The organism is Niveispirillum irakense DSM 11586, assembly GCF_000429645.1.
Taxonomy (GTDB): domain Bacteria; phylum Pseudomonadota; class Alphaproteobacteria; order Azospirillales; family Azospirillaceae; genus Niveispirillum; species Niveispirillum irakense.
On sequence record NZ_AUCG01000016.1, the window covers coordinates 265,583 to 284,833 of the forward strand.

The following is a 19,251-nucleotide window of genomic DNA, read 5'->3' on the forward strand; positions in this document are numbered from 1 at the left end:
CCCTCAACGCCGGGCGCTGCCTCCGGCAGCTTGGCTTACGCGCCCATGGGGGCGCGGGCTGGCGGTCGCCAGCCTCCCTTCTGCCTAAAGTCAAGCTTTAGGCAGAATGGTATTAGGCCCCTTGCGTCAGGGCATGGCGCAATATCTTCCGCATCACGGTGGGCAATGCCTCCTCCCCCAGCCGGTCAGGCGCGGCGAGCACCAGTCCGGCGGGTAAGGAGCCCCCTTTCAGCCGCCCCGTGACCACCGTAATCTCGAACTCGAAATGGGTGAAAGTGTGACGGACAATGCCCGGTAAGGGTTGCCATGCAATACCGGCAGCGGGCGCATGGGAAAGCACCGCCCCCATCTCCGGCATCGGGCCTGTTTCCCAGGGGGAAGAGGGCACTTCCATCATGCCCCCCAGCAATCCCTTTTCCGGCCGGCGACGCAGGGCGACATGGCCCTGCCCGTCGATCAGCACAAAGGCCAGGGCGCGGCGCACCGGCTTGGCCGCCTTGGCCTGCTTGGCGGGCAAATCCTCTGCAATGCCCAGGGCGCGGGCGCGGCAGGCCGCCTGCCAGGGGCACAGGATGCAGCGCGGCTTGCGGGGGATGCAGATGGTGGCCCCCAGATCGAACAAAGCCTGGGTGTAATCCCCGGGCCGCCTGTCCGGCACCAGGGAGGCGGCATGGGCCTTCAATACCGGCTTGGACCCCGGCAACGGGTCCGTCACCGCGAACAGCCGCGCCATCACCCGTTCCACATTGCCATCCATGGCGGTGGCCGGCTGGTCAAAGGCGATGGCCCGGATGGCGGCGGCAGTATAGGCGCCGATTCCCGGCAAGGCCAGCAGGGCAGCCTCCCCCGACGGGAATCGCCCGCCATGGTCGCGCACCACGGCCTGGGCGCATTTATGCAGGTTGCGGGCGCGGGCATAATAGCCAAGCCCCGCCCAGGCCCGCAGCACATCATCCAGATCGGCCGCCGCCAGGTCGGCCACGCTGGGCCAGCGTTCCAGAAAATTGCGGAAATAGGGGCCGACGGTCGCCACCGTCGTCTGTTGCAGCATGATTTCCGACAGCCAGACGCGATAAGGGTCCGCCGTCTCTCCCGGCAGGGCGCGCCAGGGCATGGCGCGGCGGTGCCGGTCGTACCAGTCCAGCAGCAGGGCCGGCAGGTTACCGGCTTGCCCCTGGCGCGCGGCGTCCGGCTCTGCTTTGATGGGGCCGCGTGTGGCAGAAGTGGCGAGCATGAAAGACCCTCAGCAATATGGTCCCCGGCGGCTGGGCCGGACCCTGACATCTGTGGCCGGCAAGGCGCTGGGCAAGCATGGCATGGCGTTCGGCGCGCTGCTCAGCGACTGGGCGGCGATAGTCGGCTCCCGGCTGGGGGAACAGACAGCGCCGCTGAAGCTGGTCTTCCCCGGCAACCAGCGCGACAATGCCACCCTGCATGTCCGTGTTACCAGTGCCGCCGCCCTGCTGGTCCAGCATGAGGAACCGCAGATCCTGGAACGGATCAACAGCTTCATGGGCTGGCGCGCCGTGGCCCGGCTGAAGCTGGTGCATGGGGCACCGGTTCTCAAGTCCAAAAATTTCGCGCCCGTTGTGCCCAAGCGCCTGTCGCCGCAGCAGGAAGTCACCCTGTCCACCACCACCGCCCAGGTAGAAGACCCGGAATTGCGCGCCGTGCTGGAGAAGCTGGGCCGCGCTATCGGTGGGTAATCGCCGTCCCGTTTTATTTCGCCAGCCGGCGCCCGGCGATGATGGCCCCGCCGACAATCAGCACACAGGCCCCCACCACCGGCCAGGACAGGGCCGCGCGTCCGGCCAGGATCAGCAGGCCGGTGGACAGAAGCGGCGTGGCATAGGATAGCGCCCCCAGCGCCTGGATATCGCCGCGCTTGACCCCATGGTCCCAGACGAAGAAGGCCAGCCCCACCGGCCCCAGCCCCATGGCCACCACCGCCGCCCAGCCCCAGCCGGTCGGCCACACCGTCTGCTCAAACAGCAGGTGACAGGGCACGGCCAGCAGGGCCGTCGCCAGACAGAAAAACACTACCGTCTCCGTCGGCACAGTGCCGAACCGCCGGCTCAACACCGAATAGGTGGCCCAGGTGACAGCACACGCCACGGCAGACAGATATCCCGGCAGATAATCCAGCCGCACCTGCAGCCCGGCCCCGCCGGTGATCAGCAGCAAGGTGCCCGCCAGCCCCGCCAGCGCCCCCAGCACCTGCGCCTTTCCCAGCTTTTCCCCCGGCAGCAGGCCGGCAAACAGCACGATCAACAAGGGCCAGAGATAATTGATCAAATTGGCCTCTGCCGCCGGTGCGGTCTGCAAGGCCAGGAAATACAGGAAATGGTAGCCGAACAGCCCGCCGATCCCCAACAGCCAGACAGGAAGTGGCTGGCGCAATGCACCCATCAGCGGCCGGCGCGTCGCCAGGATCACGCCCAGGCTGACCAAGGCGCCCACGCCCAACGACAGGGCAACCAGCAGGAAGGGCGGCACCGGCCCGGAAAGGCCCGTCAACAGCGCCAGCGTCGCCCACATCACGATGGCGCTGGCCCCCACCAGGGTGGCGCGGCGGACGGCGGGCCCGCCCTTTGGGTTCATAGCGGCGGCAGGGGATGCGGTAGTCACGCCATCGGCTCCATCACCCGGTTGCGGATCTTGGTGGACAGCACCATCACGCTATGGGTGGCGCCGAAGGGGGAAATGCCGGTCAGGACCCGGTCCAGATGATGCACGTCGGTGGCGGTGATTCGCAGCAGATAGCTATCCTCCCCCGTCACCTCATGGCATTCCAGCACCTCAAACCGGTCTGCGACATATTCTTCAAACGCGCGGTCGCGGCCGGGATAGGTGCGCAACCGGACAAAGGCTGTCAGTTTCAGCCCCAGGGCTGCGTGGTTGACCTCTGCCCGGTAGCCCTGTATCAGGCCGTTGGCTTCCATCCGGCGCACGCGCTCGGCCACGGCGGGCGGTGTCAACCCCACCTGCCGCGCCAGATCGGCGAAGGATTGCCGCGCATCGCGCTGCAATTCGCGCAGCAGATGCAGGCCGATATCGTCGAGGAGGTCTTGGGCGGGGCTGTGGCGGTCTGGCATGGTCATGCATCCTAGACACAGGCCATGCCCGCTGTCATGCGTGCCGCAGGCATCGCCGTGAAGGCGCGCTGCCGCTGTTGCAGGAGTGTTTCGGTTTGCTGGAAGAAATGGGCATCCTGTGGCGCGGTGTGGTGCTGGGCGTCATCATCGCAGCACCCGTCGGCCCCATCGGCCTGCTGTGCATCCGGCGCAGCCTGGAACGGGGCCTGACCACCGGATTCGCCACCGGCATCGGGGCCGCCCTTGCCGATGCCATGTTCAGCGCCGTGGCCGCCTTTGGCATTACGGCGGTGCTGGATGTGATTACCGGCAATATGCTGGTTTTACAGGTGGTGGGCGGGCTGTTCCTGCTGGCGGTGGCCGTGCATAGTTTCATGCGCGATCCCAAGCCGCTGGCGGAAGTGCCGGTGGCCGGCAACCTGCCCGCCGCCGTGCTGACCGGCTTTTTGCTGACCATCACCAACCCGGTGACCATCCTGGGCATCAGCGCCGTGATTGTCGGATTCGGCAATACCAAGGGGCCGGCACAGGATGCCACGCTGGTGGCAGGCGTGTTCCTGGGCTCCCTGCTCTGGTGGGCAACCCTGTGCGGTGGCGTCACAATGCTGCGCCGCCGTGTCACCAGCCGCACCGTGCATTGGATCAACCGGGGGACCGGCGGGCTGCTGGCCGTGCTGGGGCTTTACGCCCTGGGCAGTGCCGCCACGGGTGCCATGGCGGCCTGAAGCCATATCAAGGGGCAGTGGCCTTTCCGGACCGCCTGCCCCTCAAATCCTTATTTCAGGACCGATCTTATTCGGAGATCGGGCGATACCGGGCCTTGTAGGCGGCATCCACGGCCGCCTCTTCATCCAGGGCGCGGCTGTCCTTGATATGGCCCAGCAGGGTATAAAGCACTTCCTGCACCCCCTGGTTCGCCGCGCCGGACATCACCATGACGGGCTTCTTGGCCGACCGGCGCAGCTTGGTGCGCTTGAACTCGATCTCCTCCTCCGTCAAGGCGTCGACCTTGTTCAGCACCACCACTTCCTGCTTGTCGGCCAGCCCGCCGCCATACATGCGCAATTCGCGCCGGATGGTGCGATAGGCCAACTGCACATCTTCCTGCGTGCCATCCACCAGATGCAGCAGCACGCGGGTACGCTCCACATGGCCCAGGAAGCGGGTGCCCAGGCCGTGGCCCTCATGCGCCCCTTCGATCAGGCCGGGAATATCGGCAATGACGAATTCTTCCTCACCGGCCTTCACCACACCCAGGTTCGGCACCAGGGTGGTGAAAGGATAATCGGCAATCTTGGGCCGGGCGCGGGAAACGGCGGCCAGAAAGGTGCTTTTGCCGGCATTGGGCAGGCCCAGCAGCCCGGCATCGGCAATCAGCTTCAGCCGCAGCCAGACCCAGCGCTCTTCCCCCGGCCAGCCGGGGCCGAAATTGCGCGGGGCGCGGTTGGTGCTGGTCTTGAAATGTTCGTTGCCGAAGCCGCCATCGCCGCCCTTCAGCAGCACGATTCGCTGGCCCACTTCGGTCAGGTCGGCGATCACCGTTTCCTGGTCATCATCCAGCACCTGGGTACCTACGGGTACGCGCAGCACCGCATCTTCGCCCCGCCCGCCGGACCGGGAACGGCCCATGCCGTGGCCGCCGCGCTTGGCCTTGAAATGCTGCTGGTAGCGATAATCGATCAGGGTGTTCAGCCCGTCGACCGCCTCAATCACCACATCGCCACCCCGACCGCCATTGCCGCCATCCGGGCCGCCATGGTCGATAAACTTCTCCCGCCGGAACGACACCGACCCCGGCCCGCCATCACCGCTTTTCAGGAAGATCTTGCACTGGTCGAGGAACTTCATGGTGACACCGCGAGAGAAAAGAACAAGGCACTGGAAAATCAAACAAACAAAATCGGGGGAACGGTTGCCCGCTCCCCCGACCGTACTCTTGTCTGGCGCTGCCGGCCGGGGCCGGCGGCGGACACCTTACTCAGCGGCGATCGCCGGGGCGTCTTCAATAACCAGCTCGTTGACCGCAACGAAGGTGCGACCCTTCAGGCCGGTCTTGAACTCGACATTGCCGTCGACCAGGGCGAACAGGGTGTGATCCTTGCCGATGCCGACATTGGCGCCAGCATGGAACTTGGTGCCGCGCTGACGGACCAGGATGTTGCCGGCCAGAACCAGCTCGCCGCCGAAGCGCTTGACGCCGAGACGACGGCCAGCGGTATCGCGACCGTTGCGGGACGAGCCGCCTGCCTTTTTATGTGCCATGACTTCTACTCCTCAACAGATAGCTTCAAAAAGGCGCTCAGGCCTGAATACCGGTGATGCGCAGCACCGTCACTTCCTGACGGTGGCCGTTCTTGCGGCGGTAATTCTGGCGACGCTTCTTCTTGAAGATGATGATCTTGTCATTGCGGTCCTGGGCAACGACATCGGCCGTCACGGCAGCGCCGGCAACCAGCGGCGACCCGACAGTGGTGGTGCCCTCGTTGCTGACCAGCAGGACTTCGTCCAGCTTCAGGGAGGCGCCAGCCTCACCAGCCAGCTTCTCAACCCGAATGACGTCGCCGGCCGCGACCTTGTACTGCTTACCGCCGGTGCGGATGACTGCGAACATTCTAACCACCACTTCTTCAAAGATCCGGGAAACCCCGCAATTGGGGCGGTCCCTTTCGTTTTAGCCGCACAAAGGAAGTCGGCGACCAGACAAGGCCCCGTTCCAGAGGCGCGGGAATATACCCAGGATGGCCGATCTGTCAACCGGGAACCGACTCTTTCCCTAGGCTTTGGGCCCTTCCCACAGCGCAAGGGTGCAACATCAGCTTCGCATGAAGCCCCGTCCGTTCCATAAAACAGAAGCAGAAACCCGACCGCATGGTGGGGAGCACAAAAGCTCATGGAAGCCAGAAAAAGGAGTATTGCATAGAAGTCGGGCTTTGTGTAGGTTCCGCGCCACTTCGCGAATGATGCCGGGACGGACCATCCCGATAATGTGCATCTGCGGGGTCATGCGGAGAGGTGGCGGAGTGGTCGAACGCGTCGGTCTCGAAAACCGAAGTACCCGCAAGGGTACCGTGGGTTCGAATCCCACCCTCTCCGCCATTTTACCAACCACCTAAAATCATTAAAAAATCTTCCTGATCACGCTCCCTGCGCACCAGGCGGAAGCGCCTATTGGTGCCCTCACGAATCCGGGGACGCGTCCGGAGGGGTCATATCCTCGCGCAATGCCGCCCAGGATAAGAGCGCATCAAGTGCGGGGCATAGCGCCTGCCCCCATTCCGTCAGGCAATATTCGACCTTCGGCGGCACCTGATGATGCACGATGCGGCGAACGATGCCGTCACTTTCCATCTGGCGAAGCTGCTGGATCAGCATCTTTTGCGACACAGCCGGGATCGCGCGTTCAAGGTCAGAAAAGCGCATGACCGCGCCACCAAACAGGTGGAACAGGATGATCAGCTTCCACCGCCCTTCCAGCAGCTTCAGGACATTCTCAACGCCTTCAGCCGCGGTTTCGCGCGTGTACTGGATGGACTTACTTTTTGGTAAGTACCTTACTTTTTCGTCGGTTCTTGTCATTTGGGCAGGTTACGGCAATCTAGACCCAGGAACAAGCAAATCGGAGAATGATCATGCCGATCCCCCTGCCAGGGCCGATCGCGGCCTATTTCGCCGCCGATCAGAAGGATGGCGATGCCGTCGCCCAATGCTTCACTGAAAAGGCTGCCGTGATTGATGAACGCCGGACCCATACGGGCCGGGATGCCATCCGCCAATGGAAGACGGATGCCGCCGCGACCTTCAGCTACACAACCGACCCTTTCGCCATCAGTGAGGAAGGCGGGCACATATTGGTGAAGGCCCATGTCGCCGGGGACTTTCCCGGCAGCCCGGTCGATCTGCGCTATGCGTTCGTTCTGGAGGGCGACAGGATCGCACGGCTGGAGATCACGCCATGAGCTTTGATCTGGGTCTGAAGGGCAAGCGCGCCTTCGTGACGGGGGGAACCAAGGGCATCGGGGCGGCCGTGGTTACGGCCCTGCGCGATGCCGGTGCCCGCGTGGTGACCACGGCGCGCACCCTGCCCGCCATTGCGGCGGACGACGTTCACTTCATCGCTGCCGATCTGATGACCGCCGAAGGCTGTGCCGCAGCGGCGGCCAATGCGCGGGATCATCTGGGTGGTGTGGACATCATCGTCCATGTGGTGGGCGGCTCCGCCGCGCCCGGCGGGGGATTCGCCGCCCTGGATGATGCAGGCTGGTATCAGGAATTGAACTGGAACCTCATGTCGGCGGTGCGCATCGACCGCGCCCTTCTGCCTGGCATGGTCGCCCAAGGTGCGGGCGTCATCGTGCATGTCACCTCGATCCAGAACCGCTTGCCGCTTCCGGAATCCACGACCGCTTATGCGGCCGCCAAGGCCGCACTCTCCACTTACAGCAAGAGCCTGTCGAAGGAGGTTGCCTCCAAGGGGGTCAGGGTGGTGCGGGTTTCGCCGGGGTGGGTAGAGACCGAGGCGTCGGTTGCCATGGCCGAACGGCTGGCCGAACAGGCTGGCACTGATTATGAGGGCGGCAAACAGATCATCATGCAAGCGCTTGGCGGCATCCCGCTTGGCCGCCCGGCAAAGCCGGTGGAAGTGGCCGACCTGATCGCGTTTGTTGCGTCACCCCGCGCGGGCGCGGTGACGGGTACGGAGTTCGTTATTGATGGCGGTACCACACCCACGGCTTAGGCGTAGTTACTCCAAATGGTGATGTTCACAGCGCAATCACATGACAAACAGAAGCTGAACCTGCCCGGTGTTTAGGCCAGTGCGATACGGATGCCCGCTTCTCCGCCATCGCACGATGCCCCGCGCCACGGCTATTACCGAGGCGGCCAGATCGCGGGAACGCCGGAGACCCATTCGCGATGCAGAATGGCGTACTCGAAGGTATTTTCGTAGATCGGGTTGCCCGCATCGTCCTTGGTGAACGAAATGAACTCTAAGAACAGGCCTTCGCGGCGCATGCCCAGCTTTTCGCAAAGCCGCTGCGAGGGATGGTTATGGTCCTCGACATAGGCATAGATTCGGCGAAAGCCCTTTACCCGGAAAAGATGGTCGAGCAAGGCCCTGGCGGCTTCGAGCGCATATCCCTTGCCAGCGAACTGCGGATTGAGGTGCCAGCCGACCGAGGCCGTCGCTTCTTCCTCATTCTCCCCGCCGCCAAACAGATCGCCGATGAGTTGACCGGTCTGTTTCAGGCATATCGCCACACTGCCCTCGTCGAGGGCACGTTTCCTGACCTCAACCTCCGCTTCCGCCAGGTCTGCGAGCTTGAGCGAGAGGAAACAGGGTGCGGTGGGGGCGTGCAGATAGGCGAAAAGCTCTGCGGCATCCCCCTCCCTGAAGGGTCTCAGGATCAGGCGTTCGGTTTCAATGATCTGCATGTCCAAGACTCTGGTGAAAAGCTGTTAAGGGTGTACGCGAGCGGTGTGGGGGTAGTGAGATTAGTAAGGAAACGAAAATGACCGACAGACCACAAATTTACATAACTGGAGCCTCCTGTTCCGGCGTCTCAACCCTTGGCGAGGCCCTGTCGGTTCACTTCGGCATCCCGCAAATCGACGTTGATTATTTCTACTGGCTGCCAACCGACCCGCCATTCAGCATTAAGCGTCCCCCTGAGGAGCGTGTGCGATTAATTTCTGAACGGCAAAGCGCATCTGATGGATGGATATTAACCGGCTCATTCATCGGATGGGGCGAGGCGCTGATCCAAGACGTTGATCTGATTGTCTTCCTCTACACGCCGGCAGCTATACGGCTGAACCGCCTCGACCAGCGTGAAAGTGCCCGGCACGGTGATCGCATTCTTCCTGGAGGGGATATGCACGAGGCACATTTGGCATTTCGGACCTGGGCCTCACGCTACGACGACCCGCTCTTTACCGGACGGAACCTTGCCCAACATGAAAGCTGGCTCCGTCAGCAAACCGCTCCAGTTCTCAGGCTGGAAGGCGAAAAGCCCCCCGTTGAACTGGTAAAGGCCGTCATTGAGCGGTTCCGGGCGTATCAATAAGCGGGCGGGGAGCGAACCCGCCCGCTTACAGCCGTTCACGCGCGCAGCGTCAGTTGCGCATTCTCGAACGGAAAGCCCTCGTCGTCGCAAGCGCGCCGCGACACTTCCCTGAACCCAAGGTTCGTATAGAATCGAACGGCCCGTTCGTTCTGCGTGTAAACCTCAAGGGTGAATGGAGCGCCGGCCCCAGCCTATCTGCCCCCTGCCATCGCGCAAGGTGTATTAAGGCGGCGACCGGTCACAGAACGCGCGGCCGCCTGAACCGGGTGGATGCTGTGGATACAGCCGGCAGTGCGCTCAACCACGGCCAAGCGCACTGCACCGGCCCTGGACTTAGCCCGGCAAAGACAGATTCCTCTCCAAGAACAGCCGGATCAGGTCCGCCACTGCCGCCGCATGGGTCTCCAGGGCGAAATGGCCGGCATCGAGCAGATGAATCTCCGCATCCGGCAGATCCCGCTTATAGGCTCTGGCACCGGCCGGCAGGAAGGCTGGATCATGCTGGCCCCAGACGGCAAGGAAGGGCGGTTGATGGGCCCGGAAATAGGCTTGGAAAGCCGGGTACAGCGCGACATTGCTGCGGTAATCCAAAATCAGGTCAAGCTGGATATCCGCCGCCCCAGCCCGCGCCATATAGGCGATATCCAGCTCATAGCCGTCCGGTGACAGGCGGGTGGGGTCGGCACCGGTGCCATATTGCCAATCCCGGATCGCCTCGGGCGAGAGTGAGGGGCGGCAGGCCTCCCGGTTGGCGGCGGTGGGTTCCTGCCAATAGGCCTGCCAGGGCGCCCAATCATCACTGAAACCATCAAGATAGGCATTGCCATTCTGGGAGATGATGGCCGTCACCCGATCCGGGTGACGCATCGCCAGACGCAGGCCCACCGGGGCGCCATAATCGAAAATGTAAAGCGCGTAGCGGTCCAGCGATAAAGCCTCGGTGAACCCCTCCACCACATCGGCCAGCCGGTCGAACGTATAATCAAACGTCCCGCGCGGCGGCGCCTTGGTCTGCCCAAAGCCGGGCAGGTCCGGTGCGATCAGCCGGAAACGGTCGGCCAGAAGCGGCATCAGGTCGCGGAACATGTGGCTGGCCGTGGGGAAGCCATGCAGCAGCAGGATCACCGGCGCATCGGCAGGCCCGGCCTCCCGATAGAAAACCTCAACATCCCCGACCTGCTGAAATCCGTAACGCATCGTCATCATGCCCTCCTTCCAGGTGCCTCCGGAATTTGGGCTATTTCTGATTTTGATATAATGAGACGATAGAGAAAGATTTGATTTCAGATTTGGAAAGAGTTTATGGACCGTCTTGATGCCATGGCGATTTTTATCGCGGTGGTCGATACCGGATCACTGGCGGCGGCTGCCCGGACCCTGGGCCATTCCCCCGCCACGGTGACGCGCGCCGTCGCCCAGCTTGAAGCCACAGCGGGGGAGCGGTTGCTGGCGCGCACGACGCGCCGCTTCGCCGTCACCGAGGCGGGCGAACGCCACGTTGCCACCTATCGGCATATTTTGGGGGAGCTTGCGCATCTGGGGCCGCAATCCAGGGACGTTGCCCTCAGCGGCACCATCGTCCTCACCGCGCCGGAACTGTTTGGCCGCCTGCATGTCATGCCGGTGATCGACAGTTTTCTGGCCCTTCACCCCCATATCAATGTGCGGGTCCTGCTGCTGAACCGGCTGGTTGATCTGGTGGGGGAAGGGGTGGATATCGCGATCCGGCTGGCAGCCTTGCCCGATTCTTCCCTGACAGCGGTGAAACTGGGCAGTGTGCGGCGGCTGACCTGCGCGGCCCCCACCTATCTTGCCGACCGCGCGCCGCCGCAAACACCTGCCGACCTGTCGGACCATTGGTGCATCGGGCTGAACGAGGCGGGCACCCAGGAACTCTGGCGGTACCGGGAGGGGCCGGGTACGGGCCGCATCCGCCCGGTCCGGGTCACCTGCCGACTGGCGCTGAACAGCGCCGCTGCGGCTGTAGAGGCAGCATGGCGGGGCCTGGGCATTGTCCGTCCCCTCTCCTATCAGGTGGAGCAGCAGATCGCGGCAGGAACGCTGGTCTCCCTGCTTCAGGAGTATGAGCCGGAGCCGGTCCCCGTCCATCTGGTCTTCCAGACCCGCTCACAAGGCGGCGGGGCCGTCCGGGCATTCATCGACCACGCGGTCCCGAGGATGCGTCAATCGTTTGGCAAGTCCAGCATCCCGAACTGAGTGCTGTAATCATGCCAGGAAGCGGAAACGCGAAAAACCCTCGCAGGAAAGCTGCGATGGTTGGATTTTAAACGTCGTTTAAGTAGAGTTGGCGCGCCCGAAAGGATTCGAACCTCTGACCCCCAGATTCGTAGTCTGGTGCTCTATCCAGCTGAGCTACGGGCGCACACTTATGATCAACCGGTGACGTGTGAGGAAATGGCGCGCCCGAAAGGATTCGAACCTCTGACCCCCAGATTCGTAGTCTGGTGCTCTATCCAGCTGAGCTACGGGCGCCTATTTCCGCACTGTCCGGCGCTTCGTTAGAGGCACCGTCCGGTGAGGTCGCCGCTTGTAACGGAACCCCCGGGGGAATGCAATGGGTATTTTTTGTTTTGGGCAAACATATCCATCCAGCGCGTTGCCGGACGCGGTGGCTTGGGCTATCAGTCAGCCAATCCACAAGAGATAGGCCTCCGCCCGTGTCCAACAAAATCACCGATCCGCAGAAGAATTTCCCCGTCACCTGGGAAGAGCTGCACCGCAATGCCAAGGCCCTGGCCTGGCGGCTGGCCGACCTGCGCCAGTGGAAGGGCATCATCGCCATCACCCGTGGCGGGCTGGTGCCGGCCGCCATCATCGCCCGCGAGCTGAATATCCGCGTCGTTGAGACGATCTCGGTCAAAAGCTATGATGACAAGAGCCAGGGCGAAATCCAGGTGCTGAAGGCGCCGGACGCCGTGACGGATGGCGGCAAGGGCTGGATGCTGATCGACGATCTGGTCGATACCGGCAAGACGGCGGCCTATGTGCGCAAGATGCTGCCCGAGGCGCATTTCGCCACCCTTTATGCCAAGCCCGCCGGCCGGCCGCTGGTGGATACGTTCATCACCGAGGTGAGCCAGGACACCTGGATCTATTTCCCCTGGGACCTGCTGCCCGTCAGCTATTTGCAGATCGAACGCTGACAGGTCCAAAGGGACGCAGAAAAAAGGCCCCTGCCGTGCTGGCGGGGGCCTTTTTCATGAAAGCGCTCAATTCTCGCTGAAGGTCTGGGTCAGGCGGGGCGCCGTGGCAATATCATCCCGCAGGCCACTGCGGTAATTGGGGCCCTGCGTCTCTGCCCCGACCGCGAAGGTTTCATCCCCGCGTCCGACCGGGCGCTGCTGCGGCGGGCCAAATTTGGCATGCAGGCGGGCATATTCCTGACGGTGATAATCATCCGATTCCTGGAAGCCCGGCTCCCCATTGCGCGGGGCGGTGACGATCACCTCATCCATCTGTTCCGCCGGTGCGGAAGCGGGCGGCGGCGGGGTGTCCTGTCCGCGTGCCATCGGCACACCCAGTGCCAGGGCGCCGGCCAGCAGCAGAAAGACAGCCCCATGCCGGAAGGCGGGAACCGGGGCCGGCAGCGCCAGCGTCCGCGGGCGCGGTTGACGTCGCATCAGCATGATCGTTCCTTTCCGTTGTTCATGGGGCCGGTGGCACCAGGACCGCCCGCCTTGTTTCTGTATATGGGAACGGCACAACCCGCGCGGTAGTTGCGCCATGTCCCATTATTATACCCACTGACGACGGGCCTGTCGGCTGTCGCTTCCCTATACGGAAAGGCAGGCGGGGTTTATTCGTTCCAGCCGCCCAGCAGGGGGCGCATGCGCAGGCTTTCCTTGTTGCGCACCCGCACGCGGCCATGAACATGGTCGGGCATCGCCTCCCGCGGGCCGCCCACACGCACCGGCCGTTCAGCAAAACGACCCAGGGAGATCATCCGGTCATAAGTGACGATGGCGGCTGCGACGGAGACATTGACGCAGAATTTGGTGGGGATCTTCACCACATGGTCGCATCGTTCCAGCATGCCCTGAGACAGGCTGCCCCGTTCCGGGCCGAACACATAGGCCGCCCGCAGCGGGTGGCGGAAGCTGGGCAGTTCCGATGCGTCATCGGTCAATTCACAGCCGACAAGCTGGCAGCCCGCCGGCAAGGCCATATCCGCGACCGATTGCCAGCCATAGAAGGGCACATGATCGATGCCGCCGGACGTGTCGGTGACGCGCAACTCGCTCATATTCACCACACCATTGACGGTGAAGATGAAACTGGCACCAAAGGCATGACCGGTGCGCATGATCGTGCCGACATTGCCGGCCTTGCTGATGCCCTCCGCACCGAGGGCGAAATAACCACGCATGGGAACCTGATAGGATAGATTGCGAATCAGCGCCGCGGGGCCGACATGGCTTGCATGGAACGGCCGGCCGGCGCAGGTTGCGCCCACCCCGGCCAAGGCGGGGCGGACAGGTGACCGGGCGATCATGGCACATAATCACGAACAGATGCTTTCCGATTCCACAACCCGGACCGACCTGCCGGACCGGGCCGGCGGCCCGATGCTGGTGCGGGTAACGCGCGGGCCGATGGTTGAGTCGGTGCATCGGGTGCGCGCGGTGGCCGTAGGCGCCGATGGCCATGTGCTGGGCGCCTGGGGCGACCGGCAGGCCCCCACCTTCCCCCGATCCGCCAACAAGGTGATGCAGGCCCTGCCCCTGGTGGAGACGGGCGCCGCCGATGCCTTTGGCCTGGGGACAGAGGAATTGGCCCTGGCCTGTTCCAGCCATAGTGGGGAGCCGGCCCATACCGAGCGGGTGGCCGCTTGGCTGGACCGGATCGGCCTGCCCGTCACAGCGCTGGAATGCGGCAGCCATGCCCCCTATCACGCCCCCACCTGGGAGGCGATGCTGCGCCGGGGGGAGGAATGCTGCCCCCTGCACAATAACTGTTCCGGCAAACATTGCGGCATGCTGACCACGGCGCTGCACAGGGGCGAGAAACTGGCCGGTTATGTCGGCTATACCCACCCGGTGCAGCAGCGCATCCTGGGCGTGATGGAACAGCTTTGCGGGCAGGACCTGTCCCGCGCGCCCTGGGGTACGGATGGCTGTTCCATCCCCACCATCGCCCTGCCGCTGGAAGCGCTGGCCTATGGCATGGCGCGGCTGGCCGATCCGCAGGATTTACCGGCGGTGCGGGCGGACGCCGCGACACGCCTGCTGGCAGCCTGGGGCGCGCATCCGCATCTGGTGGGCGGCACCGGCACCTTCGATACTGGTTTCATGCAGGCCCTGTCGTCCCGCGTGCTGGTGAAATCCGGCGCGGAGGGCGTGTGCTGCGCCATCATCCCGGAATCCGGGATCGCAGCGGCGGTGAAGGTGGAAGATGGCACCGCCCGCGCCGCCGGCCCGGCGCTGGCCGCCCTGCTGCACAAGCTGGACCTGATCAGCGACGCGGAACATGATTCCGTGGCCGACCTGGCCCGCCCCGCCCTGCGAAACCGGGCCGGCATCAAGGTGGGGGCGGTGGACGCTGGGTTTTAGGGGCTTCGGCCTGAACCGGACAAACTCTCGACGCGTGCCCTTACGTCCGCACCGGCACCGACAGTTCCACCGCCGCGTCGCGGCCATCGGTGATGTCCAGGGTGCGGAAATCGAAATCCCGTTCCGGGCCCTTGAACACATCATATTCCAGCACCCGGTCAACGCTGTTATCGGCGTGGAAGGTCAGGACCTTGGGCTTGATATCGTAAAGCTGGTCCGGGGTGATGCTGGCCGACGCGGCGATGATGATCTCATCCCCCTTCTGGCAGGTGCGGGCGGCGGCACCGTTCAGCACGCAGGCCTTGGACCCCGGCTCCCCGAAAATCACGTAGGTGGAGATGCGGGCACCGCTGTTCTTGTTCCAGATTTCCACAAATTCCAGCGGATAGAATCCGGCCAGGGCGCATTGCTCCGGGTCCAGGGTGATGGAGCCATGATAGTTCAGGTCCGCACCGGTGACGCGGATGCCGTGGAACTTGGCGCGGACGATCTTGATCATGCCCTGACGATCCTTGCGGGGAAGAACTCAAAAAAAGTGGGGTCAGGCGATCAGCCCGGCCGCCACCGGTTCGGTAAGCACGGGTGGGGTATCGGTGATTTGGCAGGCTTTGGCAATCATCCCCGCCGCCATTGCCGCCGCAGCCGCGTCATGCGCGTGGATCAGGCATAAGGGCGGCCCGTCCGGCCCCACCCTGGTGCCCAGCGGCACCCAACCAGTCAGCCCGACCGCCGGGTCCACAGGGTCTTGTGGCCGGGTCCGCCCGCCGCCCAGCGCCACCACCGACAGGCCGATGGCCCGCACATCCTGCGCCGCCAGGAAACCGTCGCGCGCCGCCATCACCGGCACCGTCACAGGCGCCCGGGGCAAATGCCGGTCCGGCTTTTCCAGCAGATCGGCAGGACCACCCAATGCGGCCACCATCCGGGCGAAGATTTCCGCCGCGCGACCGCTTTCCAGCGCCTGATCCACGCGCTGGCCAGCATCCGCCCGGTCCGCCGCCAGCCCGCCCAGCAGCAGCAATTCCACCGTCTGCGCCCGTGTCACCTGCCACAGCCGTGGGTCACGCCCGGCACCGGTCAGGAAGGCGATGGATTCGGCCACCTCCACCGCATTGCCGGCGCTGGTGCCCAGCACCTGATCCATATCGGTCAGCAGCGCCACCGTAGGCAGGCCGGCACCCTTGCCCGCCTCCACCAGGGCGCGGGCCAGGGCTTGGGCACGCGCCTGTTCCGGCATGAAGGCACCGGAGCCATATTTCACATCCAGCACCAACCCCTGCAGCCCCGCCGCCAGCTTCTTGGACAGGATGGAGGCGGTGATCAGGTCGATGCTTTCCACAGTCGCCGTCACATCGCGGATGGCATAGAGCCGGCGATCCGCCGGGGCGATATCCGCCGTGGCGCCGACAATGGCGCAGCCCACCTCCGCTACCACCCGGCGCAGGCGGGCCGTGTCGGGCTGACCGATATAGCCGGAGATGGCGCCCATCTTGTCCAGCGTGCCGCCGGTATGGCCCAGCCCCCGGCCAGAGATCATGGGCACGAACCCGCCACAGGCCGCCACGATGGGCGCCAGGATCAGGCTGACCTTATCCCCCACCCCGCCGGTGGAATGCTTGTCCAGCACCGGCCCCGGCAGATGATCGCCCGACCAGTCCAGCACCTGCCCGGATGCTGTCATGGCCCGCAGCAGGGCCACCCGTTCATCCAGATCCATGCCCCTCAGGTAAACCGCCATGGCGAAAGCCGCTGCCTGGCCTTCCGATACGGTGCCATCGGTGATGCCGGCAACAAAGCGGGTGATATCCGCCGCCTCGATCTGCCCACCGTCACGCTTGATGCGGATAATCTCCTGGGCAAGGAACATGGGGCTTCTCCCGGTGCTGGGGGCTGGGTGTCTTTACCCGCACTCTATACCAACAACGCCCGCCCGTGGCCGCCGCCATACCCCCTTATCCGAAACGCCGGGCAGCAGCGGATCAGCGTGGGCCGCCTTTGGGGCACGCCATCACGATGGGGGCGGGTTCGGCGTAGATACCTTCCAGCCCCGGATGCAGCGGCGCCGGCATGCGCAGGGCCACGGGTCGCACCAGGGTGAAGCCGCGATCCCCCCGGACCATGGCAGCACGGTTAGGGTCGCTGGAAAGCGCCCGGGCCAGCTTGGGCGCAAGGCCCGCCGGCAAAGCCGGTCCCGCCACCCAGACGATGGGCTGCATCAATGTGGCAACCCCTTCCAACCCCTCATAAGCGCCATCGGCAATCTGCCCCATGCCGCCAAACGGGTGCAGGCCGGACAGGCGGCTGGCCGCATCCCCGGTCACCGGCAGCAGATGCAGACCGTCCACCGCTTTTGCCGCCAAATCGGCAATGGCGGCATCGGGCACGGCAGCGATGCGGAACAGCGCATCAACCTGGCCATCGGCCAGGGCCGCAAGCGCCGCCGCCTCGCCCAGATCCACGCCGCGCACCTGCCGAAGCGTCAGGCCATAGGCCGACAGCACCCGTTCGGCCAGCCGCCTCTCATCACTGCCCGGCACACCGATGGCGACGCGCTTGCCCTTCAACCCGGCGACATCGTCGATCCGGGTACGGGCCACGACATGCAGCGCCTCGTTATAGATTTCACCAATGATCGACAGCTCTGCCGGCGGGGTGCCGGGGGCAGGCTGGCAACGCGCGGCATAGACGCGGTCGGCGGGGGCCAGCCCCGTCTCAATCTCGCCCCGCGCCACGGCGCCAACAATGTCGGTGCGTTCCGGCTGGCTCTGTGCCAGGGCCACCAGCCCGGACACGCCACAGGGGCGGCCATCATCCAGGCAGGCGGGCAGGCCGGGCGGGCGGGACAGCATGGCGGCCAGGGCAGCGCCGACATCAAAGCCGCGCTCCCCCGACGGGTCCACGGCAATGCGCAGATAGCGCGTGCTCTTCACATCCGATTCCGCTGGCGGGCGGGCAAACACCGCCAACGCCGCCAATGGCAGCGCAAGGGGAAGAATCAGCCCATATTTCCAGGAGAATCGCATGGCCGCCGGCCCAAGCCCAAAGCGGCCCCACATCGCCCCGAAGCGACAGTGAAGTCAAATGCCGGGGGCATATGGCAGCCCCCTGGCAAGGGCGGGGCATCATCAATCATCCGGTAAGGATTCGTCAGGGTGGTTGCAGGCGACAGCGCACCGCCCTACCGGGGGCGGTATTTCCCCAGTTCCATCTTGCCGACCTGGGCGCGATGCACCTCGTCCGGCCCGTCGGCCAGCCGCAGCGTGCGGGCATTGGCATAGGCCCAGGCCAGGGGGAAATCATCCGACACGCCGCCGCCGCCATGGGCCTGGATCGCCATGTCGATCACTTTGCAGGCCACATTGGGCGCCACAACCTTGATCATGGCGATCTCGGCCTTGGCCACCTTGTTGCCCACCGTGTCCATCATATGCGCGGCTTTCAGCGTCAGCAGCCGGGCCTGATCAATGGCGATGCGCGCCTCCGCGATCCGTTCATGCCAGACGCCCTGGGTGGCGACGGGCTTGCCGAAGGCCACCCGCGACAGCAGCCGCCGGCAGGTCAGTTCCAGCGCCCGTTCCGATGCGCCGATCAGGCGCATGCAATGGTGGATACGCCCCGGCCCCAGGCGGCCCTGCGCAATCTCAAACCCCCGCCCCTCGCCCAGCAGGATATTGCCCACCGGCACGCGCACATTGTCGAACAGCACTTCCGCATGGCCATGGGGCGCGTCGTCATAGCCGAAGACGGGCAGATGCCGCTTGATTGTCACGCCCGGCGTGTCGGTAGGCACCAGGACCATGGATTGCTGGTGATGGCGATCAGGATTGTCCGGGTCGGTCTTGCCCATGACGATCATGATCTTGCAGCGCGTGTCATTGGCGCCGCTGGTCCACCATTTGCGGCCATTGATCACATACGCATCACCATCCCGCTCAATACGGGTGGCGATGTTGGTGGCGTCGCTGGAGGCCACCTCCGGTTCCGTCATGGCGAAGGCGGAGCGGATTTCCCCCGCCAGCAGCGGCATCAGCCAGCGCGCCTGCTGTTCTGCCGTGCCATAGCGCACCAGCACTTCCATATTGCCCGTGTCAGGGGCGCCGCAATTGAAGATTTCCGGCGCCCAATGGCTGCGGCCCATGATCTCGCACAAGGGGGCGTAATCCAGGTTGGACAGGCCGGCGCCATGCTCGCTATCGGGCAGGAACAGGTTCCACAGCCCTTCCCGCCGGGCGCGGTCCTTCAATTCCTCCATCAGCGGCAGGGGCTTCCACCGCGTCTCCCCCGCCGCCACCTGGGCATACAGCGCCGCCTCGTTCGGGTAGACATGGGCGTCCATGAAGGCGGTCAGCCGGGCATGCAGGGCGTGCGCCTTAGACCCCATGGTGAAGATACCGGTCTGCGGCGATAGCGGATCCATCATTTCCTCCCCCAAAGGGCCTTGTCCGGGCAGTTGCCTGTATGGCCCCTTATATGCTGCCTATGTTAAATTCAAACACTTGTTTAAGTCAATCGCCCAGCCGC

At 64.4% G+C, this 19,251-nt stretch carries 23 protein-coding genes and 3 tRNA genes; 9 read left to right on the forward strand and 17 right to left on the reverse strand.

The features are described from left to right. Positions 1 to 112: 112 nt before the first annotated feature. On the reverse strand, positions 113 to 1,234 hold the full coding sequence (gene mutY, locus G473_RS0104655; RefSeq protein WP_084437635.1) for an A/G-specific adenine glycosylase: 1,122 nt from the start codon (positions 1,232 to 1,234) through the stop codon (positions 113 to 115). Here mutY and G473_RS0104660 point away from each other — a divergent pair. Continuing rightward, a complete protein-coding gene (locus tag G473_RS0104660) occupies positions 1,233 to 1,706 on the forward strand; it encodes a DUF721 domain-containing protein (protein ID WP_035705371.1) in 474 nt (157 codons plus the stop codon). The genes mutY and G473_RS0104660 overlap by 2 nt on opposite strands. A gap of 13 nt (positions 1,707 to 1,719) precedes the next feature. On the opposite strand, the gene yddG is transcribed toward G473_RS0104660, so the two are convergent. Further along, positions 1,720 to 2,628, reverse strand: coding sequence for an aromatic amino acid exporter YddG (yddG, locus tag G473_RS0104665; RefSeq protein ID WP_425411552.1), 909 nt, complete (start codon positions 2,626 to 2,628; stop codon positions 1,720 to 1,722). Further along, positions 2,625 to 3,095, reverse strand: a complete 471-nt coding sequence (locus G473_RS0104670; RefSeq protein WP_035705671.1) for an Lrp/AsnC family transcriptional regulator — start codon at positions 3,093 to 3,095, stop codon at positions 2,625 to 2,627. The genes yddG and G473_RS0104670 overlap by 4 nt, the downstream gene beginning before the upstream one ends. Positions 3,096 to 3,190: 95 nt before the next feature. Between G473_RS0104670 and G473_RS0104675 the strand changes: the two genes are divergently transcribed. Beyond that, the gene (locus G473_RS0104675) at positions 3,191 to 3,820 is read left to right on the forward strand and encodes a LysE/ArgO family amino acid transporter (RefSeq protein WP_029012148.1); all 630 of its coding nucleotides are present in this window, start codon (positions 3,191 to 3,193) and stop codon (positions 3,818 to 3,820) included. A 67-nt stretch (positions 3,821 to 3,887) separates the two neighbouring features. Here G473_RS0104675 and obgE read toward each other — a convergent pair whose 3' ends face one another. The 3 genes from obgE to rplU form a co-directional block, all read right to left on the reverse strand. After that, positions 3,888 to 4,943 carry a GTPase ObgE gene (gene obgE, locus G473_RS0104680; protein WP_029012149.1) on the reverse strand — a complete coding sequence of 352 codons (1,056 nt, stop codon included), beginning with the start codon at positions 4,941 to 4,943 and terminating at the stop codon, positions 3,888 to 3,890. Between the two features lie 126 nt (positions 4,944 to 5,069). Continuing rightward, positions 5,070 to 5,357 carry a 50S ribosomal protein L27 gene (gene rpmA, locus G473_RS0104685; RefSeq protein ID WP_029012150.1) on the reverse strand — a complete coding sequence of 96 codons (288 nt, stop codon included), beginning with the start codon at positions 5,355 to 5,357 and terminating at the stop codon, positions 5,070 to 5,072. Positions 5,358 to 5,394: 37 nt separating this feature from the next. Beyond that, on the reverse strand, positions 5,395 to 5,706 hold the full coding sequence (rplU, locus tag G473_RS0104690) for a 50S ribosomal protein L21 (RefSeq protein ID WP_029012151.1): 312 nt from the start codon (positions 5,704 to 5,706) through the stop codon (positions 5,395 to 5,397). 395 nt (positions 5,707 to 6,101) lie between these two features. Here rplU and G473_RS0104695 point away from each other — a divergent pair. Beyond that, positions 6,102 to 6,191 (forward strand) — tRNA-Ser (locus G473_RS0104695). 81 nt (positions 6,192 to 6,272) lie between these two features. On the opposite strand, the gene G473_RS0104700 is transcribed toward G473_RS0104695, so the two are convergent. Then, a complete protein-coding gene (locus G473_RS0104700; RefSeq protein ID WP_029012152.1) occupies positions 6,273 to 6,671 on the reverse strand; it encodes a winged helix-turn-helix transcriptional regulator in 399 nt (132 codons plus the stop codon). A 53-nt stretch (positions 6,672 to 6,724) separates the two neighbouring features. On the opposite strand from G473_RS0104700, the gene G473_RS0104705 reads away from it, so the two are divergent. Both G473_RS0104705 and G473_RS0104710 read left to right on the forward strand, forming a co-directional pair. Then, a complete protein-coding gene (locus G473_RS0104705) occupies positions 6,725 to 7,051 on the forward strand; it encodes a nuclear transport factor 2 family protein (protein WP_029012153.1) in 327 nt (108 codons plus the stop codon). Further along, a complete protein-coding gene (locus G473_RS0104710; protein ID WP_029012154.1) occupies positions 7,048 to 7,830 on the forward strand; it encodes an SDR family oxidoreductase in 783 nt (260 codons plus the stop codon). Before G473_RS0104705 ends, G473_RS0104710 begins: the two co-directional genes overlap by 4 nt. A gap of 134 nt (positions 7,831 to 7,964) precedes the next feature. Here G473_RS0104710 and G473_RS0104715 read toward each other — a convergent pair whose 3' ends face one another. Continuing rightward, positions 7,965 to 8,528, reverse strand: coding sequence for a GNAT family N-acetyltransferase (locus G473_RS0104715; protein WP_029012155.1), 564 nt, complete (start codon positions 8,526 to 8,528; stop codon positions 7,965 to 7,967). 77 nt (positions 8,529 to 8,605) lie between these two features. Between G473_RS0104715 and G473_RS0104720 the strand changes: the two genes are divergently transcribed. Further along, positions 8,606 to 9,160 (forward strand): ATP-binding protein, encoded by a 555-nt coding sequence (locus tag G473_RS0104720; protein ID WP_029012156.1) that lies wholly within the window; start codon positions 8,606 to 8,608, stop codon positions 9,158 to 9,160. A gap of 333 nt (positions 9,161 to 9,493) precedes the next feature. Here the strand turns inward: G473_RS0104720 and G473_RS0104725 are convergent, their stop codons facing one another. Next, the gene (locus G473_RS0104725; RefSeq protein WP_245579987.1) at positions 9,494 to 10,357 is read right to left on the reverse strand and encodes an alpha/beta fold hydrolase; all 864 of its coding nucleotides are present in this window, start codon (positions 10,355 to 10,357) and stop codon (positions 9,494 to 9,496) included. 105 nt (positions 10,358 to 10,462) lie between these two features. On the opposite strand from G473_RS0104725, the gene G473_RS0104730 reads away from it, so the two are divergent. Then, positions 10,463 to 11,377: a LysR family transcriptional regulator gene (locus tag G473_RS0104730; RefSeq protein ID WP_029012158.1), complete on the forward strand. Its 915-nt coding sequence runs from the start codon at positions 10,463 to 10,465 to the stop codon at positions 11,375 to 11,377. An 89-nt stretch (positions 11,378 to 11,466) separates the two neighbouring features. Here the strand turns inward: G473_RS0104730 and G473_RS0104735 are convergent. Then, positions 11,467 to 11,543, reverse strand: a tRNA-Arg gene (locus G473_RS0104735). Between the two features lie 33 nt (positions 11,544 to 11,576). Continuing rightward, positions 11,577 to 11,653 (reverse strand) — tRNA-Arg (locus tag G473_RS0104740). Between the two features lie 185 nt (positions 11,654 to 11,838). On the opposite strand from G473_RS0104740, the gene gpt reads away from it, so the two are divergent. Further along, the gene (gpt, locus tag G473_RS0104745; protein ID WP_029012159.1) at positions 11,839 to 12,324 is read left to right on the forward strand and encodes a xanthine phosphoribosyltransferase; all 486 of its coding nucleotides are present in this window, start codon (positions 11,839 to 11,841) and stop codon (positions 12,322 to 12,324) included. 66 nt (positions 12,325 to 12,390) lie between these two features. On the opposite strand, the gene G473_RS0104750 is transcribed toward gpt, so the two are convergent. Further along, on the reverse strand, positions 12,391 to 12,807 hold the full coding sequence (locus G473_RS0104750; RefSeq protein WP_029012160.1) for a hypothetical protein: 417 nt from the start codon (positions 12,805 to 12,807) through the stop codon (positions 12,391 to 12,393). A gap of 170 nt (positions 12,808 to 12,977) precedes the next feature. Next, positions 12,978 to 13,547 carry a TrmH family RNA methyltransferase gene (locus tag G473_RS0104755; RefSeq protein WP_029012161.1) on the reverse strand — a complete coding sequence of 190 codons (570 nt, stop codon included), beginning with the start codon at positions 13,545 to 13,547 and terminating at the stop codon, positions 12,978 to 12,980. A 124-nt stretch (positions 13,548 to 13,671) separates the two neighbouring features. On the opposite strand from G473_RS0104755, the gene G473_RS0104760 reads away from it, so the two are divergent. Beyond that, positions 13,672 to 14,730 (forward strand): asparaginase, encoded by a 1,059-nt coding sequence (locus G473_RS0104760; RefSeq protein WP_245579988.1) that lies wholly within the window; start codon positions 13,672 to 13,674, stop codon positions 14,728 to 14,730. Between the two features lie 40 nt (positions 14,731 to 14,770). On the opposite strand, the gene G473_RS0104765 is transcribed toward G473_RS0104760, so the two are convergent. The 4 genes from G473_RS0104765 to G473_RS0104780 form a co-directional block, all read right to left on the reverse strand. After that, positions 14,771 to 15,229: an aspartate 1-decarboxylase gene (locus G473_RS0104765; protein WP_029012163.1), complete on the reverse strand. Its 459-nt coding sequence runs from the start codon at positions 15,227 to 15,229 to the stop codon at positions 14,771 to 14,773. A gap of 42 nt (positions 15,230 to 15,271) precedes the next feature. Beyond that, positions 15,272 to 16,597 (reverse strand): thymidine phosphorylase, encoded by a 1,326-nt coding sequence (deoA, locus tag G473_RS0104770; RefSeq protein ID WP_029012164.1) that lies wholly within the window; start codon positions 16,595 to 16,597, stop codon positions 15,272 to 15,274. Positions 16,598 to 16,709: 112 nt separating this feature from the next. Then, the gene (locus G473_RS0104775; protein ID WP_161630942.1) at positions 16,710 to 17,660 is read right to left on the reverse strand and encodes a TAXI family TRAP transporter solute-binding subunit; all 951 of its coding nucleotides are present in this window, start codon (positions 17,658 to 17,660) and stop codon (positions 16,710 to 16,712) included. A 248-nt stretch (positions 17,661 to 17,908) separates the two neighbouring features. Then, the gene (locus G473_RS0104780) at positions 17,909 to 19,150 is read right to left on the reverse strand and encodes an acyl-CoA dehydrogenase family protein (protein WP_245579989.1); all 1,242 of its coding nucleotides are present in this window, start codon (positions 19,148 to 19,150) and stop codon (positions 17,909 to 17,911) included. Between the last annotated feature and the right edge of the window lie 101 nt (positions 19,151 to 19,251).

Coding starts and splice junctions, on each gene's coding strand:
- G473_RS0104660 (WP_035705371.1), top strand. CDS start 1,233: ATGAAAGACCCTCAGCAATATGGTCCCCGGCGGCTGGGCCGGACCCTG.
- mutY (WP_084437635.1), bottom strand. CDS start 1,234: ATGCTCGCCACTTCTGCCACACGCGGCCCCATCAAAGCAGAGCCGGAC.
- G473_RS0104670 (WP_035705671.1), bottom strand. CDS start 3,095: ATGCCAGACCGCCACAGCCCCGCCCAAGACCTCCTCGACGATATCGGC.
- obgE (WP_029012149.1), bottom strand. CDS start 4,943: ATGAAGTTCCTCGACCAGTGCAAGATCTTCCTGAAAAGCGGTGATGGC.
- rpmA (WP_029012150.1), bottom strand. CDS start 5,357: ATGGCACATAAAAAGGCAGGCGGCTCGTCCCGCAACGGTCGCGATACC.
- rplU (WP_029012151.1), bottom strand. CDS start 5,706: ATGTTCGCAGTCATCCGCACCGGCGGTAAGCAGTACAAGGTCGCGGCC.
- G473_RS0104700 (WP_029012152.1), bottom strand. CDS start 6,671: ATGACAAGAACCGACGAAAAAGTAAGGTACTTACCAAAAAGTAAGTCC.
- G473_RS0104705 (WP_029012153.1), top strand. CDS start 6,725: ATGCCGATCCCCCTGCCAGGGCCGATCGCGGCCTATTTCGCCGCCGAT.
- G473_RS0104710 (WP_029012154.1), top strand. CDS start 7,048: ATGAGCTTTGATCTGGGTCTGAAGGGCAAGCGCGCCTTCGTGACGGGG.
- G473_RS0104715 (WP_029012155.1), bottom strand. CDS start 8,528: ATGCAGATCATTGAAACCGAACGCCTGATCCTGAGACCCTTCAGGGAG.
- G473_RS0104720 (WP_029012156.1), top strand. CDS start 8,606: ATGACCGACAGACCACAAATTTACATAACTGGAGCCTCCTGTTCCGGC.
- G473_RS0104725 (WP_245579987.1), bottom strand. CDS start 10,357: ATGCGTTACGGATTTCAGCAGGTCGGGGATGTTGAGGTTTTCTATCGG.
- G473_RS0104730 (WP_029012158.1), top strand. CDS start 10,463: ATGGACCGTCTTGATGCCATGGCGATTTTTATCGCGGTGGTCGATACC.
- G473_RS0104750 (WP_029012160.1), bottom strand. CDS start 12,807: ATGCTGATGCGACGTCAACCGCGCCCGCGGACGCTGGCGCTGCCGGCC.
- G473_RS0104755 (WP_029012161.1), bottom strand. CDS start 13,547: ATGCGTGGTTATTTCGCCCTCGGTGCGGAGGGCATCAGCAAGGCCGGC.
- G473_RS0104760 (WP_245579988.1), top strand. CDS start 13,672: ATGGCACATAATCACGAACAGATGCTTTCCGATTCCACAACCCGGACC.
- G473_RS0104765 (WP_029012163.1), bottom strand. CDS start 15,229: ATGATCAAGATCGTCCGCGCCAAGTTCCACGGCATCCGCGTCACCGGT.
- deoA (WP_029012164.1), bottom strand. CDS start 16,597: ATGTTCCTTGCCCAGGAGATTATCCGCATCAAGCGTGACGGTGGGCAG.
- G473_RS0104780 (WP_245579989.1), bottom strand. CDS start 19,150: ATGATGGATCCGCTATCGCCGCAGACCGGTATCTTCACCATGGGGTCT.